9 protein-coding genes are annotated in these 16,828 nt (G+C 68.0%); 7 read left to right on the top strand and 2 right to left on the bottom strand.

Annotation, left to right across the window (positions count from 1 at the left end; genetic code table 11):
• Positions 1-46 precede the first annotated feature (46 nt).
• Complete coding sequence (locus tag NR810_RS09975; RefSeq protein WP_257450618.1) at positions 47-5,572, top strand: DNA repair ATPase; 5,526 nt, start codon at positions 47-49, stop codon at positions 5,570-5,572.
• A gap of 78 nt (positions 5,573-5,650) precedes the next feature.
• On the opposite strand, the gene NR810_RS09970 is transcribed toward NR810_RS09975, so the two are convergent.
• Positions 5,651-6,355 carry a hypothetical protein gene (locus NR810_RS09970; RefSeq protein WP_257450617.1) on the bottom strand — a complete coding sequence of 235 codons (705 nt, stop codon included), beginning with the start codon at positions 6,353-6,355 and terminating at the stop codon, positions 5,651-5,653.
• Between the two features lie 199 nt (positions 6,356-6,554).
• On the opposite strand from NR810_RS09970, the gene NR810_RS09965 reads away from it, so the two are divergent.
• The 4 genes from NR810_RS09965 (at position 6,555) to NR810_RS09950 (ending at position 11,458) form a co-directional block, all read left to right on the top strand.
• Positions 6,555-7,547 (top strand): NAD-dependent epimerase/dehydratase family protein, encoded by a 993-nt coding sequence (locus NR810_RS09965; protein WP_257450616.1) that lies wholly within the window; start codon positions 6,555-6,557, stop codon positions 7,545-7,547.
• 132 nt (positions 7,548-7,679) lie between these two features.
• Positions 7,680-8,816, top strand: a complete 1,137-nt coding sequence (locus NR810_RS09960) for a fatty acid desaturase family protein (protein ID WP_257450614.1) — start codon at positions 7,680-7,682, stop codon at positions 8,814-8,816.
• Positions 8,817-8,830: 14 nt separating this feature from the next.
• The gene (locus NR810_RS09955) at positions 8,831-9,070 is read left to right on the top strand and encodes an Lrp/AsnC family transcriptional regulator (RefSeq protein ID WP_204228363.1); all 240 of its coding nucleotides are present in this window, start codon (positions 8,831-8,833) and stop codon (positions 9,068-9,070) included.
• A 174-nt stretch (positions 9,071-9,244) separates the two neighbouring features.
• Positions 9,245-11,458: a PhnD/SsuA/transferrin family substrate-binding protein gene (locus tag NR810_RS09950; RefSeq protein ID WP_257450609.1), complete on the top strand. Its 2,214-nt coding sequence runs from the start codon at positions 9,245-9,247 to the stop codon at positions 11,456-11,458.
• A gap of 6 nt (positions 11,459-11,464) precedes the next feature.
• Here the strand turns inward: NR810_RS09950 and NR810_RS09945 are convergent, their stop codons facing one another.
• Positions 11,465-12,085: a DUF2378 family protein gene (locus NR810_RS09945; RefSeq protein ID WP_257450607.1), complete on the bottom strand. Its 621-nt coding sequence runs from the start codon at positions 12,083-12,085 to the stop codon at positions 11,465-11,467.
• Positions 12,086-12,902: 817 nt separating this feature from the next.
• On the opposite strand from NR810_RS09945, the gene NR810_RS09940 reads away from it, so the two are divergent.
• Together NR810_RS09940 and NR810_RS09935 are read left to right on the top strand one after the other, a co-directional pair.
• Positions 12,903-15,158: a PQQ-dependent sugar dehydrogenase gene (locus NR810_RS09940; protein ID WP_257450605.1), complete on the top strand. Its 2,256-nt coding sequence runs from the start codon at positions 12,903-12,905 to the stop codon at positions 15,156-15,158.
• A gap of 104 nt (positions 15,159-15,262) precedes the next feature.
• Positions 15,263-16,807, top strand: coding sequence for a carbohydrate-binding protein (locus NR810_RS09935; RefSeq protein ID WP_257450603.1), 1,545 nt, complete (start codon positions 15,263-15,265; stop codon positions 16,805-16,807).
• The last annotated feature ends 21 nt before the right edge of the window (positions 16,808-16,828 follow it).

The raw sequence follows: 16,828 nt of genomic DNA, 5'->3' as shown, positions 1-16,828 counted from the left end.
ACCCGGGTTCCCCCCTTGGTACCCCTCCTTTACCGGTGAACTGACGATGGCAACTGAAAGCACCCCTCCCGCGTCGGGCGAGGCCACGCTGGAGGGCGGTAGCTACGAGGTCATCCGTACGCGCCTGCTGTCCCAGGCGGAGGCTCTCGGCGCGAGGGCCGAGGACCTCAACGAGCGGCGCAAGAAGCTCTTCGGCGGAACCGAGCTCACCGTCATCGGGAACGAGCGCGTCCGCACGGAGAACAACTGCGTCCCGCGCGACATCGTCGGAGTCGGGAAGTACCTGCTCTTCGGCTACACCGTCTTCATCGGCCTGAAGAAGGAGACGTCGGTCGCGGACGTCTTCTCGCTGCACAAGTTCGAGCAGACGGCGGAGGGCTTCGACTTCACGCAGGTTCCGCCGTCCGAGGCGGGCGGGTTCCTGCAGGATCCGCGCTTCGTCAAGGACTTCGGCGAACTCTACAAGTACTACAAGGACACGAAGCTCCTCCAGCTGCGCCGCAGCGAGACGAAGCTGCTGGCCATCTTCCAGACGGGCCAGTCGGCGCGGGACATCAAGGTGTTCCGCTTCGCGTTGGATGTGGAGGGCAAGGCCACCTACATCGACAACCAGGGCGAGCGCGATCACGTCTTCCCGCCGTCGCACGACTTCGAGTGGATGGTGGCGAGGCGGGAAAACTACGTGCTGGGCCAGCACCCCCACGTCAACGTGCTCGACCAGGTGTTCGTGGAGACGGTGAAGGGCGACCTCACGGTCAAGGTGGAGAACAACACGGCGGACGGTCTGGGCATCTACCGCGAGCCGGTGGACGATCCGGACCAGTCGCTCGACGACGCCGAGGTCGCGTATGCGCAGGTGGGCGGCCTCATCCTGCTGCGCGTGCTGCCGTTCCGCGAGCAGGCATACCGCTACCTCGTCTTCAATACGCGCACCCAGCACGTGGTGCGCATCGACGCCATCGGGCAGGCCTGCGTGCGCCTGCCCGAGGAGCAGGGCATCGTCTTCCCCGGCGGCTACTACCTGCAGACGGGGGGCTTCAAGGTCTTCGAGGGCATTGGCGAGGGCCTCCAGTTCAAGCGCGCCATCCGCTCGCCCAACGGCGAGGACGTCCTCTACGTCTTCTTCCGCCGGGACGAGGGCGCGTACGTGCTCTTCCCGTACAACCTCGTGCGCAAGGAGGTGCAGAACCCGCTGCTGGGGCACGGCTTCAGCCTCTTCGCGGACGGGCGCATGGCGCTCTTCCGAGCCACCTCCAACGAGCCCACCCGCGTGCACCCCATGCAGGTGTGGCAGACGCCCTTCGTCTCCGCCGAGCACGCGGCGAAGATGCCGCCCGCGCCCGGCTACCTGGGCAAGGTGGGCAACGCCGAGCTGGTGCGAGGCATCTCCGACGCGCTGACGCTCGTGCGCATGGCTCGCACGGACAAGCCCTCCCGCCGCACCTACGAGGACCTGGCGGCCGCGGCCACGCGCATGCTCGATGCCTTCTATTGGCTCGGGCACCAGGAGACGGTGCTGCAGGAGGGCATCGAGGCCCTGCGGCGCACCTCCGAGCTCATCATCGACGAGTTCGAGAAGGTGCTCGCCCTGCGCAAGCGCGCGACGGACGCCCTCTCCGGGGCCCAGACGGCCCAGGAGCAGGTGCTGCTGCGCGTGCGTCCCGAGGAGCTCCAGAGCGCCGAGGGCTTCATGCATGCCCTCTCGGACCTGCGCAAGCAGCGCGGCCAGCTCATCACGCTCAAGGAGATCCGCTACATCGACGTGACGCGGCTCGAGGCCCTCGAGAAGCAGGTCATCGAGGAGACCGACCGCGTCAGCGCCGACGCCGTGCAGTTCCTCCAGCGAGGCGAGGCGCTTCATCCCCTGGCCGAGCGCCTGGACGTGCTGTTGCAGAAGCTGGAGCCCATCCAGACGACGATGGAGCTGGCCCCGCTCGGTGAGGACATCGAGCAGGTGGCCAAGGGGCTGGAGGTGCTGAGCGAGACGGTGGGCGGCCTGCAGGTGGGAGATCCACTGGCGCGCGCGAAGATCCTCGAGGGCATCTCCGAGCTGTTCTCCCGACTCAACCGCGTGCGCGCGGGCCTGAACGTCAAGCGCAAGGAGCTGGTGGGCCGCGAGAAGCGGGCCGAGTTCGGCGCCCAGTTCAAGCTGCTCGGGCAGGCGGTGGAGAGCGCGCTGTCCGTGGCGGACTCGCCGGAGAAGTGCGACGAGGGCCTGTCACGCCTCACCGTGCAACTGGAGGAGATGGAGGGGCGCTTCGGCGAGTTCGACGAGTTCCTCGGCCCGCTCACCCAGAAGCGCGAGGAGTTGCTCGAGGCCTTCGGGCAGAAGAAGCAGGCGCTGGTGGACGAGCGCCAGCGCCGGGCACAGAACCTCTTCGGCGCGGCCGAGCGCATCCTCACCGGCGTCAACCGCCGGGCGAAGTCCTTCAAGGACGAGGACGAGCTCAACACGTACTTCGCGTCCGACTCGATGGTGCAGAAGCTGCGGCAGCTCGCCGAGCAGCTCCTGGAGCTCCAGGACAGCGTGCGCTCGGACGAGGTGCTCAGCCGCGTGAAGACGGCGCGTCAGGACGCCCTGCGCGCGCTGCGGGACCGGAACGACCTCTACGAAGAGGGCTCGGGCGCGCCGGTCATCAAGTTCGGCAAGCACCGCTTCAACGTCAACACCCAGCCGTTGGACCTGACGCTGGTGCCGCGCGACGGCGCGCTCTACCTGCAGCTCACCGGCACGGACTACGCCCAGAAGCTGGAGGAGCCGGAGCTGGGGAAGTACCGCGAACTCTGGGATCAGCACCTCGTCTCCGAGACGCCCCAGGTGTACCGTGCTGAATTCCTCGCCGCGCAGGTGCTGCTGGACGCGGAGGAGGGGAAGGGGAGCGTGACGCTCGCGGCGCTACACCAGGCGTTGCTGGAGCCGAACGGGCTGCTGGAGAAGGTGCGCGCGTACTCGGCGGACAGGTACGACGAGGGCTACGAGCGCGGCATCCACGACGCGGACGCGGCGGCCATCCTGGAGAAGCTGCTCGCGATGCACACGGGGGCGGGGCTCCTGCGCTTCGCGCCCACGCCGCGCGCCTGGGCGGCCCTGTTCTGGGTCTTCGGAGGCGAGGGCGACGAGAAGTCGCTCTTCCACCGCCGCGCGCGCAGCCTGCACCGGCTCCGGACGGCCTTTGGCGAGTCGGCGGAGCTGGTGGTTCTCGGCAACGAGGCGGGTGAGCGCATTGGCGCCTTCCTGAAGTCGGTGGGCGTGGAGTGTGGCCCCGCGGAGGCCCGGCTCGCCGGACGCTACCTGGTGGAGGAGCTGGGCGTGGATCGGCCCCGCTTCACCACCAGCGGCGAGGCGGTGGCGCTCAAGGACGCGCTGTTGTCCCAGCTGGACAGGGCGGGGACACGCTCGGCGTTCGAGGATGACCTGCGTGGCCTGGAGAAGAACCTGCCCGAGCGCCTGCGCGTGGTACGAGCGTGGGTGGACGCTTATCTGGCGCGGCGCGAGGGAGGCCCGGGTGCGGCGGCCCATGTGGCGGTGGAGGCGGCGGTGCTGCTGCTCACTGATCGCAAGGTGGATCGCGAGGTGGCCGGAGCCCTCACCTCGGCCGAGGTAACGGGGATGCTGGGCCAGCACCCGCGCATCCATGACCGGAAGCTGGCGCTGCGGCTGGACGAGTTCCTCGCCCGGCTGAGCGACTTCCGGCAGGTGCGCGTACCGGCCTACCACGCCTACCGCGCCCTGCTGCGGGACATCCTGGATCGCGAGCGCCGCCGGCTGCGCCTGGAGGAGTTCACGCCGAAGGTACTGTCGTCGTTCGTGCGCAACAGGCTCATCGACGAGGTGTACCTGCCGCTCATCGGAGCCAACCTGGCCAAGCAGCTCGGCTCGGCGGGGGAGAACAAGCGCACGGACCGGATGGGCATGCTGCTGCTCATGTCTCCGCCGGGTTACGGCAAGACGACGCTGATGGAGTACGTGGCGAGCCGGCTCGGGCTCACCTTCGTGAAGGTGAACGGTCCGGCGCTGGGCCACTCGGTGAAGTCGTTGGATCCGGCCGAGGCGCCCAACGCCACGGCCCGCCAGGAGGTGGAGCGCATCAACCTGTCCTTCGAGATGGGCAACAACGTGATGCTCTACCTCGACGACATCCAGCATACGGATCCGGAGCTGCTGCAGAAGTTCATCTCGCTGTGCGACGGCCAGCGGCGCGTCGAGGGCGTGTGGAACGGGAAGACGCGCACGTACGATTTGCGCGGCAAGAAGTTCTGCGTGGTGATGGCGGGCAACCCGTACACGGAGACGGGCGATCGCTTCCGCATTCCGGACATGCTGGCCAACCGCGCGGACACCTACAACCTGGGCGACATCCTGGATGGCAAGGAGGAGCTGTTCGCGCTGAGCTACATCGAGAACGCGCTCACGTCGAACGGCGTGCTGGCGCCGCTGGCCACGCGCGAGCCGGGTGACATCCACAAGCTCATCCGCATGGCGAAGGGCGAGGAGGTGCCCAGCGGCGAGCTGTCGTATGGGTACGCGGCGGCGGAGCTGCAGGAGATCGTCGCGGTGTTGCAGCGGCTGTTCCGGGTGCAGCAGGTGCTATTGAAGGTGAACCTGGAATACATCGCCTCGGCGGCGCAGGACGAGCGCTTCCGGACGGAGCCGGCGTTCAAGCTGCAGGGCAGCTACCGCAACATGGGGAAGATCGCCGAGAAGGTGGTGTCGGCGATGACGGACGAAGAGCTGGAGCGGTTGCTGGACGACCACTACCAGGGCGAGTCGCAGACGCTCACCACGGCGGCGGAGCAGAACCTGCTCAAGCTGCAGGAGTTGCGTGGGAGGCTGAAGCCGGAACAGGCGAAGCGCTGGGAGGAGATCAAGCAGGGCTTCGCGCGGGTGAAGAGGATGGGGGGGAAGGAGGACGATCCGGTGGCCCGGGTGACGGGGCAGCTGAGCGCGATCGAGGAGCAGCTCGGCTCGGTGGCTGGGGCGGTGGTGAGGGCGGCGGACCTGGCGCGCCAGCCGTCGGGACCGAGCCCGGTGGCCGAGGTGCTGCCGCGGGTGGAGTCGCTGCGCGAGGCGCTGCTGGAGCTGGCGAGGAGGGAGGTGCCGGCGCCGGTGGTGCAGGTTGCGCCTGGGACGGACCTGACGCCGTACCTGCAGCACCTGGCGAAGGTGCTGAGGGCGCTGGCGGAGCGCTCGGTGGCGGCACCGGCGCAGACGGCGGACCTTGGGCCGGTGATGGAGCAACTGACGCAGGCGGTGAAGACGATGGCGGAGCGCCAGCCGGTGGCGGCGCCAGCGTCCGGGCCACCCGCGGACCTGGGGCGGTACATGGAGCAGATGTCCCAGGCGGTGAAGGTGATGGCGGAACGGGCGCCCGCGCAGTCACTGCAACGGGCGGCCTCGGCGCCGCTGCCCGCGGACGTGGGCCGGCAGCTCGCGCTGGTGGAGAGCGCGCTGGCGCCGCTGGAGCGGATGGCGAAGAGGACGCTGCAGGGGGGAGAAGAAAGCCTCAAGGCGATGCAGGTCTGGCAGGCCGTCACGGAGGCCCTGGAGCTGATCCAGGCGATGCAGCGCTGAGCGCCCTCTCCCTTTGGGAGAGGGCCGGGGTGAGGGTATCGGGGACCCCAGGTTGTGACGGGTCTCCCTTCTCGGGAGCTATTCGTCCAGCTCTTCCAACGAAGGCAAACGAACCAGCACGCGGAGCCCGCAGTCGCGCGAGTACCCAATGGAGTACCTCTGGCCCGCGATCCCCAACTGCGCACCGTGAGGTGGCCTGGGGTGGGCACTCAGCCAGGTATCGGCCTGCTCTCGCGTGGCGAAGGAGCGGAGGGGGAAGAAGGAAGCCTTCGAATCAAAACTCTCGACAAAGTGCTCGAAGGCGGCCAACTGCCCGCTCTCCACGATGAAATGGAGCGCGAGCAAGGTGGAGTCGATGCTCTCCATGTCCGTGGGAGCATGGGCATACTGACGTGCTTGGTGGAGAACGCCGATGGCCTCATTCATGAGTGGGTTTGAGACCTGCCTGGGTGTGTCCAACTCGGTCTTGTCAGGAACACGGACCAGAAACCGGGTACCGCGTTCGAGCGAATAACCGACGGAGTACAGGTGACCTGCGATGGCCACCTTGTGCGCATGGCGAGGATCCATGGGCTGCTGCAACCACGCCTCTGCCTGTTCCCGTGTGTCAAAGGATGGGGACAAGGTGGTAGATGCGCCCTCGCCGAGACAAGCGAGGTAGTCCTCGAAGTTGTGCAGGTGCCCGCTGCCCCAGATGAAATGGAGCGCGATCGCAGCGGTCCTGAGCGGCTCCGATCCTGAGGGGGAGCCCATGTTCTTCTGGAGCAGCCCCAGTATGGCCACGTGGCCGATACTCCGATTGGAGCGCCTGTACACACGGTCGCGTTCAACGGATGGTTTGCCCATCAACGCAGGTGGTCATGGGGCTTCCCTTCACACCAGTTAAAAAACCTACATGGCGGCATCACCGTCCGACTGCGGGGCAGTCCTTGTTCCATCGACAAGGGGGCGGATAAGACGGGGCCTCGGAGAGGGCAAGACGATGAACGTGCTCGTAACGGGGGCCACGGGCCTCATTGGGAACGCGATTGTCCGGCGGTTGAAGGAGCGGGGAGGCCGGGTGCGAGTGCTGGTGCGCGATCCGGAGCGGGCCGCGCGCGTCCTACCGGCGGGCGTGGAACCGGTACGCGGTGACGTGACGGTGCCGGACTCGCTGCCAGCGGCCATGAAGGACGTGGAGTGGCTGTTCCACGCCGCGGGCATGCCCGAGCAGTGGCAGCCGGATGCATCCATCTTCGACCGGGTGAACCGCCAGGGAACGGTGAACGTGCTCCGGGCCGCACTGGCGGCGCGGGTGAAGCGGGTGGTGTACACCTCGACGATGGACGTCTTCGCCGCGCCACGTGGGGGCACGCTGGTGGAGACGAACATCGACACCGAGCCGAAGCCCACCGCCTACGAGCGCTCCAAGCAGGACGCGGAGCGGGAGGCCGAGGCCATCCGGCGCGAGGGGCTCGAGCTCGTCTACGTCAATCCAGGCGCGGTCTACGGGCCGAGCCCCGTCCACGTGGGCCTCAACTCGTTCTTCATCCAGGTGCTCGACCGGAAGGTGCCGGCCCTGCCTCCCGGGGGGATGCCGGTGGCGTACGTGGACGGGGTGGCGGATGCGCACCTCGCGGCGGCCGAGCGCGGCATTCCGGGGGAGCGCTACCTCCTCGCCGATACCCATGTGAGCAACGCGGAGCTGGCGCGGGAGATCCTCCGCGTGGAGGGGGCGGGAGGGCGCGTGCCTCCCACCGCGCCCGAGGCGCTGATGAAGCTGCTCTCCGCGGTGTCCGCGCCCCTGGCGAGGACCTTCGGCTTCACGCCGCTCATCGCGCCGGGGCAGCTCTCGTTCCTGCTCTGGGACGCGCGCGTGGACGCGAGCAAGGCGCGGCGCGAGCTCGGCTTCACCCCCAGTCCGCTCGCCGAGGGCGTGGAGCGGACCGTGACCTTCCTGCGTGAGGAAGGGCTCGTCCGCTCCGTGCGCCAGTAGGCGCCCCCGCGCGCGAACTCCTTCCCCGGGCCACCAGCCCGGGGGTACGGTGCGTCCCCGAGCGCTCCCTGGCGGGCCCGCTCCTCGCGTCCCCCCATCCCGTTGTGCCCGCCCGTGCTTCCGAGGCCCCGTATGTCCCGCGCCACCCCTGACTTCGATCCCGCGTCCGTGGACGTGGAGGGCTTCCTGAACGATCTCCGCGCGCTGCGCGCCGAGATCGACGCCTCCGTCAGTGAGGCGGACCATGCGCACCTGCGGCGCATCGAGCGTTGGGGCCGCACGGCCACGGTGCTCGGACTGGCCACGTGCTGGCTGATGCCCAACCCGCTGAGCGCGGTGTCCCTGAGCCTCGGCCGCTCCACGCGCTGGCTGCTGATGCACCACGTGGGACACCGCGGCTACGACCGTGTCCCGGGCGCTCCCGTCGAGCGCACCAGCAAGGGCTTCGCCAAGGGAGGGCGCCGCTACCTCGACTGGCTCGACTGGATGCTCCCCGATGCCTGGGTGTTCGAGCACAACGTGCTCCACCACTCGCACACCGGAGAGGACGCGGATCCGGACCTGCTCGAGCGCAACGCCGAGGGCACCCTGCGCAACCCGGAGCGTCCCCTCGCGCTGCGCTACCTCCAACTCGGGCTGCTCGCGATCACCTGGCGGGCCAGCTACTACGCCCCGGAGACGCTGGCCTCGCTCCGGCGCAAGCGCCGTCCGGACGGCCCGCTCACCCGTGAGGAGTGGCGCGAGGTGTTGCTGCGCGGCTACGCGCCCTACATCGCCTGGAACTTCGTCCTGTTGCCCTCGCTCTTCCTGCCGCTGGGCGCCTGGGCCGGCTTCAGCGCCCTGTGCAACTCGCTCATGGCAGAGGCGCTCACCAACCTGCACACCTTCCTCGTGGTGGGGCCCAACCACACCGGCGAGGATCTGTACCGCTTCGACTCCGCGCCGGAGGGCCGCGGCGAGCGCTACCTCCAGCAGGTGCTCGGTAGCGCCAACTACCGCACCGGTGGCGACCTGAACGACTACCTCCACCTGTGGCTCAACTACCAGATCGAGCACCACCTCTTCCCGGACCTGTCGATGCTCCAGTACCAGCGCGTGCAGCCGAAGGTGCGCGCGCTGTGCGAGAAGTACGGCATCCCCTACGTGCAGGAGAGCGTCTGGACGCGCGCGCGGAAGATGGTGGACATCGTGGTGGGCAAGAGCTCCATGAAGCGGCTCGCGCGCCGTGAGGAAGCCTCGGCTCCCGGTCCGATTCCCGACGTGGCGTGATAGGGTGCGCTCCCGTGCACACCATCTTCGTCATGATCAAGTGTGAGCTGGGGCAGACCTACAAGACCGCGGCGATGATCGTCGACCAGGTCGACGAGGCCGCGGAGGTCTACTCCACCTCGGGCGGGTACGACCTGCTGGCCAAGTTCCACCTCGACAAGGAACAGGACATCGGCCGCTTCGTCACCGAGCGCATCCAGACGCTCCCCGGCATCAAGGACACCTACACCATCACCACGTTCAGCGCCTTCTGAACGGACGGGACAGCTGGGTAAGCCCGGTTCTCTGGGAACAATACGCAGTGTGTGAGAGTCTGCGGTTTCCAGTGAAACCGGAAAAGTGTGCAATAGAATAAAACTTGTGCTTTATAGTGGTCGCTATCGACTTGGAGTCGGCCCGGAGCTCTGGGAGGACGTCCAGGAGGACATGTGACCACATCTACCGCCCCCATCCGTTTCATGCTCTTCCCCTCGCTGGGGGAGGTGCGCGAGCACGTTCGGGTCGATCTGTTCGGACGTGCGCTGTCCGAGCGGTTGGGCCGCCCGGTGGTGGTGGAGCTGGCGCCCACGTACGAGGCGCTGGAGGCTGAGCTGGCGGCGGGCCGGGTGGACATGGCCTGGGGCACGTCGGAGCAGTGCACGGCCTTCGAGCCGCGGGCGCGGGCGGTGCTGCGCGCGGTGCGCTCGGGGAGCTGGCACTACCACTCGGCGCTGGTGTGCCGCGCGGACGCGCCCCTCACGCTGGAGACGCTCGAGGGCAAGCGCGCCGCGTGGGTGGCTCCGCGCTCGACGGGCGGACACCTGCTGCCCATGCGCTTCCTGGAGTCGCGGGGGCTGCGGCCGGAAGAGGTCCTCTCGGAGCAGCGCTTCCTGGGCACGTACCGCAAGGCGCTGCAGGCGGTGCTCTCCGGCGAGTCGGACGTGGCCGCCATCTTCTCCAACCACCCGGACGAGCATGCCATGCGGGCCACCCTGGCCTCCTACCTGGGGGCCGATGCGCCCAGGCTCGTCCCGTTCGTCTTCACCGAGGCCACGCTGTCCGACGGCATCATCCTCACCCGGCGCCTGTCCGAGGAGGACGCCGCCGCGCTGGTGTCCGTGCTCACGCGGATGAACACCGATGGCTCGGGCCTGGAGATGCTGATGGGGCCCTTCCGGGTGGAGGGCTTCGTGCTCCCGTCGTCGGAGGCCCGGGTGGGGACTCCGGCGCGGCGGGCGTCGCGGAGCGCGGAGTACGTGGCGGCGGAGCTGGATGGGGAGCTGCGGTGCCTGCGGCTGTTCTCGCCCTCGGGCAGGGTGTTTGGCCGGGACGTGAGGGGGGCCGAGGGCCGGACGCTGACGGAGGTACTTGGGGCGGAGGCGGCGGAGCCGCTGATGGCGCTGGTGCGCGCGGTGCGCCACGGAGGCGAGGGAGGCCGGCTGGAGTATTGCCTGGAGATCGAAGGCGAGACGCGCTGCTACGCGGCGGAGATCACCCCGTGCACGCCGGCTCCCGGAGATGCTGGGGAGCGCCTGGGCCTGCTGGTGCGAGACGTGTCGGGCATGCGCGCGCTGGAGGAGCCGCTGTACCGGCTGGCCTCCTTCCCGTTGCTGCACCCCGAGCCGCTGCTGGAGCTGGGCATGGACGGGGCGCTGCGCTATGCCAACCCGGCCTCGCACAAGGCCTTCCCGGATCTGGTGATGCGGGGCGCGGAGCACCCGTTGATGGAGGCGGCGCTGGCGTGGGCCTGGCGTGGCGCGGCCTCGGGCGAGCCCGCGCCCACGGTGCACCTCGATGGCCGGTACTGGGAGCTGACGGTGGCGCAGCTGTGGGATCCGCCGGGCCTGCGGGTATTCGCCAAGGACGTGACGCTGCGCAAGCAGATGGAGGCACGGCTCATCCAGGCGGATCGCCTGTCGGCACTGGGCTCGCTGGCTGCGGCGGTGGGGCACGAGATGAACAACCCGCTGGCCTTCATGCTGGCCAACCTGACCTTCGTACGCGAGGAGCTGGAGCGGCTGGGGGAGTTGCTGCGCGAGCGGGGCGATGCCCAGGCGAAGGAGCTGGATGATGTGCTGGAGGCCCTGGCCGAGACGTCGGAGGGGGCGAGCCGGCTGAAGCACATCGTGAGGGATCTGCGGACGCTCTCGCGCAAGCCGCCGGAGCACCAGGCGCGGGTGCAGGTGCAGCCGGTGCTGGAGAACGCGCTGAAGCTCATCCGCGGCGAGCTGCACCACCGGGCGCGGTTGGAGAAGGACTTCCACGACGTGCCGGCGGTGGACGGGGACGAGGCGCGGCTGAGCCAGCTCTTCCTCAATCTGCTGCTCAACGCGGTGCAGTCGATGGATGCGGGGGCGGCCGCGGACAACGTGCTGCGGGTGGCCGCCTACACGGGGCCGGACGGGGAGGTGGTGGTGGAGGTCCAGGACACGGGCAAGGGCCTGCGGCCCGAGTTGCTCTCACGCATCTTCGAGCCCTTCGTCACGGCGCGGCCGAGCAGCACGGGCCTGGGGCTGTCGGTGAGCCACGCCATCGTGACGAGCCTGGGCGGCACGCTTCGCGCGGAGAGCCGCGAGGGGCGGGGCACCCTGCTCACCGTCACGCTGCCTCCGGCGGCCGAGCTGGCCTCGCCGTACCCGGCCCCGGCCCTGCTCGCGGGGTAGGGTTTCCTACTCCCAGGCGAACTCCACCTCGTTATCCAGGGGCCCGACCTGACGGCCGCGCACCCAGGCGCCCTGGATCTTCAAGGTGCGGAACAGGCTCATCAACCCGGCCTCGTGGCTCACGTAGAGCAGGAAGTCGCGCTTCGTGGAGAGGACGCCGCTCTTCGGGCTCGTCCACCGCACCGTGCCCTCCCCGAAGGTCGTCACCGCCCGGAAGGCCATCGGTACGTGATCGATCAGTTGCTTCGGCCCCTGCCGGGTCAGCGCCAGGAACGCTCTGCCCACGACGGAGGACAGGAACTCCGGAGCCAGCCCCCGCCCGATGCGTCGCACCGCGGCATCGAAGCCGCCGTACTTCTCGCTCAGCATCCACGCCGTGGTGTACAGCACCCGGAGGTGGTTGCCGACGGGGTAGTAGAAGAAGCTGTGGATGCTCTTCTCCGCGATCTGCTGGAGGCAGTGCTTCACCGCCTCGTCACCCAGCTCCTGCCGCAGTGCCCCCAGCATGTTGTTGATGGCGAACCCGCGCACGGTGTCCGCGGGAGTCGCCAGCGACAGCCGCCGCTGCAACTCCTCTTTCGTGCCGAGGCCAGAGTCTTCGTCGCAGGAGGCTTGACCGCCGATCATCTGCTCACGTTCCCGTTAGAGACGGAAGACTGTAGCTTGTCTGGAATACCCGAACCATGCCCCCCCACGGCCAACGCCTGGAGAGGGAGCGGGCAGGTGGGAGCGGCCGTGGCTCAGCCCCGGAGGGCGTCGCGCACCTCGTCGAGATCGCCGAACACGAAGCGCTTGCGCCGCCCGTCATGACCCAGCCACCGCTGCAACAGCGCGATGTAGGCACGCCCACCTTGGGAAGCACGGCCGTGCCCACGTCGAGGCTCAGTGCCATGCGCTCCACCTGGCCGGCCACCCGGGCGAGCATGGCCTCCAGACCGCGGGCGGGAGGGGCTCTCCCCAGAGCAGTGCCAGGGACTCCCTCCAGGTGGTGCGAGTCCCGCTGGTCGTACTCGATGAAGAAGGAGGCATGCCGGGGCCGCCGGTGCTCGGTAATTCCTCTCACCGGCGACGATTGAGAATGTAAAAAGTGGCCCGAATGGGTGTCAAATCATTCGGAGCGATCGTCATGCGAGGGATGGATGTGATGGCTCCAGCGCGCCCCATCCGGACCGGTTCTCCTCCCGCCCGCGCCAGGGCCTCTCCCACATAGGCTGTCACCCATTGGGAGCTGATGACGTCCCGGTTCCCCACCACGAAGCGGAAGCGGAAATCCAGCCATCGTCCGTCTCTTGACGACAGGAAGCACGAGATCGCCGAGCTGCGGATCGGTTGAGGGGAGGGGACGGGAAAACAGCCTCATGGCGAAAAACCCGACAGACTGAAAATGTTTGATTGATCAAACAGATCAGATCATTTTCAGGGAATACTCGCACCCGGGGATGCCATGAAGAGAAGACTCTTGTCGGCGGTCCTGTTCACGATGTCGTTTCTTGTTTCACCCGGTTGCGCGGAGGACAGTGCTTCCGCGCCACAGGAACTGGAGCTGGACACTTCGGATTCGGGCACACCGGTCGGGAGCTCCACGGACGCGGAGACGGATGCGGGGTCGGATGCGGGCAGCACGCTGTCTCCCTTTGGCCTGGATGCCCGCCCCTCGAACACCACCTGCATCGCTCCGGCGCGTCCCGTGGAGAGCACGGGCGTCACCACGCAGCCCGCGTTCTCCAGGCTGACCTTCAACCAGCCGCTCTTCGTCCTGCAGGCACCCGGTGACGCGTCCCGCGTCTTCGTGGTGCAGCGCGGGGGCATCGTCCGGGTCTTCGCCAACAACGACACGGTGAGCACGGCTTCGACCTTCATCAACATCACCAGCCGGGTGAACTCCGGCGCGGGTGGCGAGGCCGGGCTGTTGGGCATGGCCTTCCATCCCCGGTTCGCCACCAACCGGGAGGTGTTCCTCTCGTATACGGGCTATGGCGGGACGACCAACCTGCGCTCCGTCATCTCCCGCTTCAAGAGCCTCGACAATGGCGCGACGCTGGATCCCAACAGTGAGCAGGTGCTCCTCACGGTCGAGCAGCCCTACAACAACCACAACGGCGGTGGCATCGCCTTCGGGCCGGATGGCTACCTCTACATCGGCCTGGGGGATGGGGGCTCCGGTGGCGACCCGCAGAACAACGCGCAGAACCTCAACAGCCTGCTCGGCAAGTTCCTGCGCATCGACGTGAACGGCGCCGCTCCTTACGCCATCCCTCCCACCAACCCCTTCAGCCGGGGCGGTGGCAAGCCGGAGATCTACGCCTGGGGTCTGCGCAATCCGTGGCGCTGGAGCTTCGACCGGGCCACCGGTGAGCTCTGGGTGGGAGACGTGGGGCAGAACGCTCTCGAGGAGGTGGACCGCGTCGTCCTCGGTGGCAACTACGGCTGGCGCATCATGGAGGCGGACCAGTGCTACAACCCGAAGCCGTGCAGCAGCGCCGGACTGATTGGTCCCATCGTCCAATACCCGCGCAGTGAGGGCGCTTCCATCACTGGCGGCTACGTCTACCGTGGCACCGCCATCCCCGCCCTGGTGGGGCGCTTCATCTACGGCGACTACGTCTCCGGCAGGATCTGGGCGGTGAAGAACGACCCCACCACCGGCACGGCCTCGCCGCAGCTCCTGGTGGACACCACCTTCGGCATCTCCTCCTTCGGGGAGCTGGCCAATGGAGAGGTGCTGCTGACGGACATCAACAGCGGCAAGCTCCACAAGCTGGTGCCGTCCGGCACGCTCCCTCCCGACACCTTCCCCAAGAAGCTGTCGGAGACGGGCTGCGTCAATCCGGCCAACCCCCAGCAGCCCGCCTCCGGGCTCATCCCGTATGATCTCAACTCCCCGCTCTGGTCGGATGGCGCGGACAAGCAGCGCTTCCTCGCCATCCCGGACGGGACGCGGATCCACGTGAACGCGGACGGGGACTTCGAGCTGCCGGTGGGGACCGTGTTGATGAAGACGTTCTCCCTGGGAGGCCGGCGCGTGGAGACGCGGCTCTTCATGCGCCACCCGGACGGGAGCTGGGGCGGCTACAGCTACGAGTGGAACGAAGCGCAGACGGACGCCACGCTGCTGCCCTCGAACAAGACGGTGCGGGTCGGCACCCAGGACTGGTACATCCCCAGCCGCGCCGAGTGCGTCCGGTGTCACACCAGCGCGGCGGGGTTCTCGCTGGGGCTCGAGCTGGGACAGCAGAACCGGGACTTCACCTATCCCTCCACGGGCCGCACCGCCAACCAGCTCGTGACGCTGGCGCACATCGGCATGTTCGATGCCGCGCTCCCGGGCGAGCCCTCGGCCCTGCCGCGCTACCCGCCTCCGAGCGGGAGCGATGCCGTGGAGAGCCGGGCCCGCTCCTATCTGCACGCCAACTGCTCGGGGTGTCACCGCCCGGGTGGGTCGGGCCGGGGCAACGCGGACCTGCGCTTCGGCACGCCGCTGGCCCAGGCTGGCCTGTGCAACGTGACGCCCGAGCAGGGCTCCCTGGGCATCACCAACGCGAAGCTGGTGGCTCCCGGTGATGCCTCGCGCTCCATCGTGTCGGTGCGGATGCACGCGCTGGATGCCTACCGGATGCCACCGCTGGCCAGCCGCGTGGTGGACACGGCGGGCACCGGCGTGATCGATGCCTGGATTGGCTCGCTCACCGGCTGTCCGTGAAGCGCGGCGAGGGCAGGTGTGACCGGGGCGTAGAGGGGGTTGACCCGAAGTGACCGGCTTTCCCCTCTACCCACCCGAATCCCGGAAGTCCTCGGAGCCCCATCGTGAAACGCCTCCCCGCTTCGCTGTCCTTCGTGTTGCCCTTGCTCTTCGCTACCCCCGTCCTGGCACAGAACGCGCCCGCGACCTGGACGGAGCACTGGTTCGAGCACAACCAGACCGTCACCCGCGTCTATCAGGACAATGACGTGGCCATCTATTTCGACTCGGCGGTGAACCCGTCCATCACGTGGCCCAACACCTTTGTCCGCGACGCGTGGAAGTACACCAAGAAGACCTACGGGCACTTCGGCACGAACCCGCAGCTCTACGCCATCTTCCACGCGGGCAAGTACGGCGGTGGGCACCCCTCCACGTACTTCGACGCGAGCCATGACTACCGCAACGTGATCGACGTGGGGCACGGCTCCGCCACGGCCTGGACGAGTGGCTCCGGCTGGGACCTGGATATCGTCGCCCACGAGATTTCCCACATCGTGGAATTGGGGAGCAAGGGCGTGCACGGCTCGCCCGCCTTTCCCCGGTGGGGCGACAGCAAGTGGGCGGAGATCTTCGTCTATGACCTCTACGTGGGGATGGGCCGCACCAGTGATGCGAATCGCGCGTACAACGAGAACATCAACAAGGTGGACAGCTTCCCTCGGGCCAACACCCGCTGGTTCAGGGATTGGTTCTATCCCATCTACTCGAATTACGGCGGCTCCTCGGTGCTCAACCGGTTCTTCGTCCTGCTCGCGCAGTACTTCCCGAAGAGCAACAACAACTATCCGCGGGACATGAACTGGGGCGAGTTCGTCCACTTCTGGAGCGGCGCGGCGGGTGTCAATCTCAAGACCCTGGCCACCTCCGCCTTCGGATGGCCCGCCGAGTGGGAGACGCAGTTCGTCCAGGCGCAGCGTGACTTCCCTTTCACCTACACCAACCCGGGCCCCACGGCCGTCTCCGTGTTCCAGGACCAGAACCACGGCGGTTATGGCGCGGCCCTGCCCGTGGGCCGCTACACCCTGTCGGCCCTGAATGCCTGGGGCGTGCGCAATGACGACATCACCTCCCTGAAGGTCGCCAGCGGCTACCAGGTCACCCTGTACGCCGATGACAACTTCGGCGGGGCCAGCCTCACCAAGACGGCGGACGATGCGTCGCTCGTCGATGACGGGTGGAACGACCTGGTGTCCTCGCTCGTGGTGAGCGCGTCGGGGACGTCGAACCCCGGAGTCCTCATCCAGGCGGAGGCCTACAGCGCGATGAGTGGAGTCAGCATCGAGGCCAACTCCGATTCGGATCGTGGCTCGAACGTGGGCTACATCGATACGGCCGATTGGATGGCGTACAACGGCATCCAGTTCCCGTCCTCTGGCGCGTACAAGGTCGAGTACCGCGTCGCCAGCCCGTCCGGTGGCAGCCTGTCGCTGGACCTGAACGCGGGCACCACGATCCTCGGGACGGTGAGCATTCCGGCGACGGGTGACTGGCAGAGCTGGACCACCGTCTCGCATACCGTCAACGTGACGGCCGGCACCTACAACGTCGGCATCTACGCCCAGGCGGGCGGCTGGAACTTCAACTGGTTCCGCATCACGAAGCTCTGAGTGCCTGACGGAGTCCGGGCT

The organism is Archangium lipolyticum, assembly GCF_024623785.1.
In the GTDB taxonomy this organism is placed as follows: Bacteria; Myxococcota; Myxococcia; order Myxococcales; family Myxococcaceae; genus Archangium; species Archangium lipolyticum.
The sequence above is the reverse complement of the archived record's forward strand: the minus strand, read 5'-3'. Positions and strand labels throughout refer to the sequence as shown.

Coding starts and splice junctions, on each gene's coding strand:
- NR810_RS09940 (WP_257450605.1), top strand. CDS start 12,903: ATGAAGAGAAGACTCTTGTCGGCGGTCCTGTTCACGATGTCGTTTCTT.
- NR810_RS09945 (WP_257450607.1), bottom strand. CDS start 12,085: ATGATCGGCGGTCAAGCCTCCTGCGACGAAGACTCTGGCCTCGGCACG.
- NR810_RS09965 (WP_257450616.1), top strand. CDS start 6,555: ATGAACGTGCTCGTAACGGGGGCCACGGGCCTCATTGGGAACGCGATT.
- NR810_RS09975 (WP_257450618.1), top strand. CDS start 47: ATGGCAACTGAAAGCACCCCTCCCGCGTCGGGCGAGGCCACGCTGGAG.
- NR810_RS09960 (WP_257450614.1), top strand. CDS start 7,680: ATGTCCCGCGCCACCCCTGACTTCGATCCCGCGTCCGTGGACGTGGAG.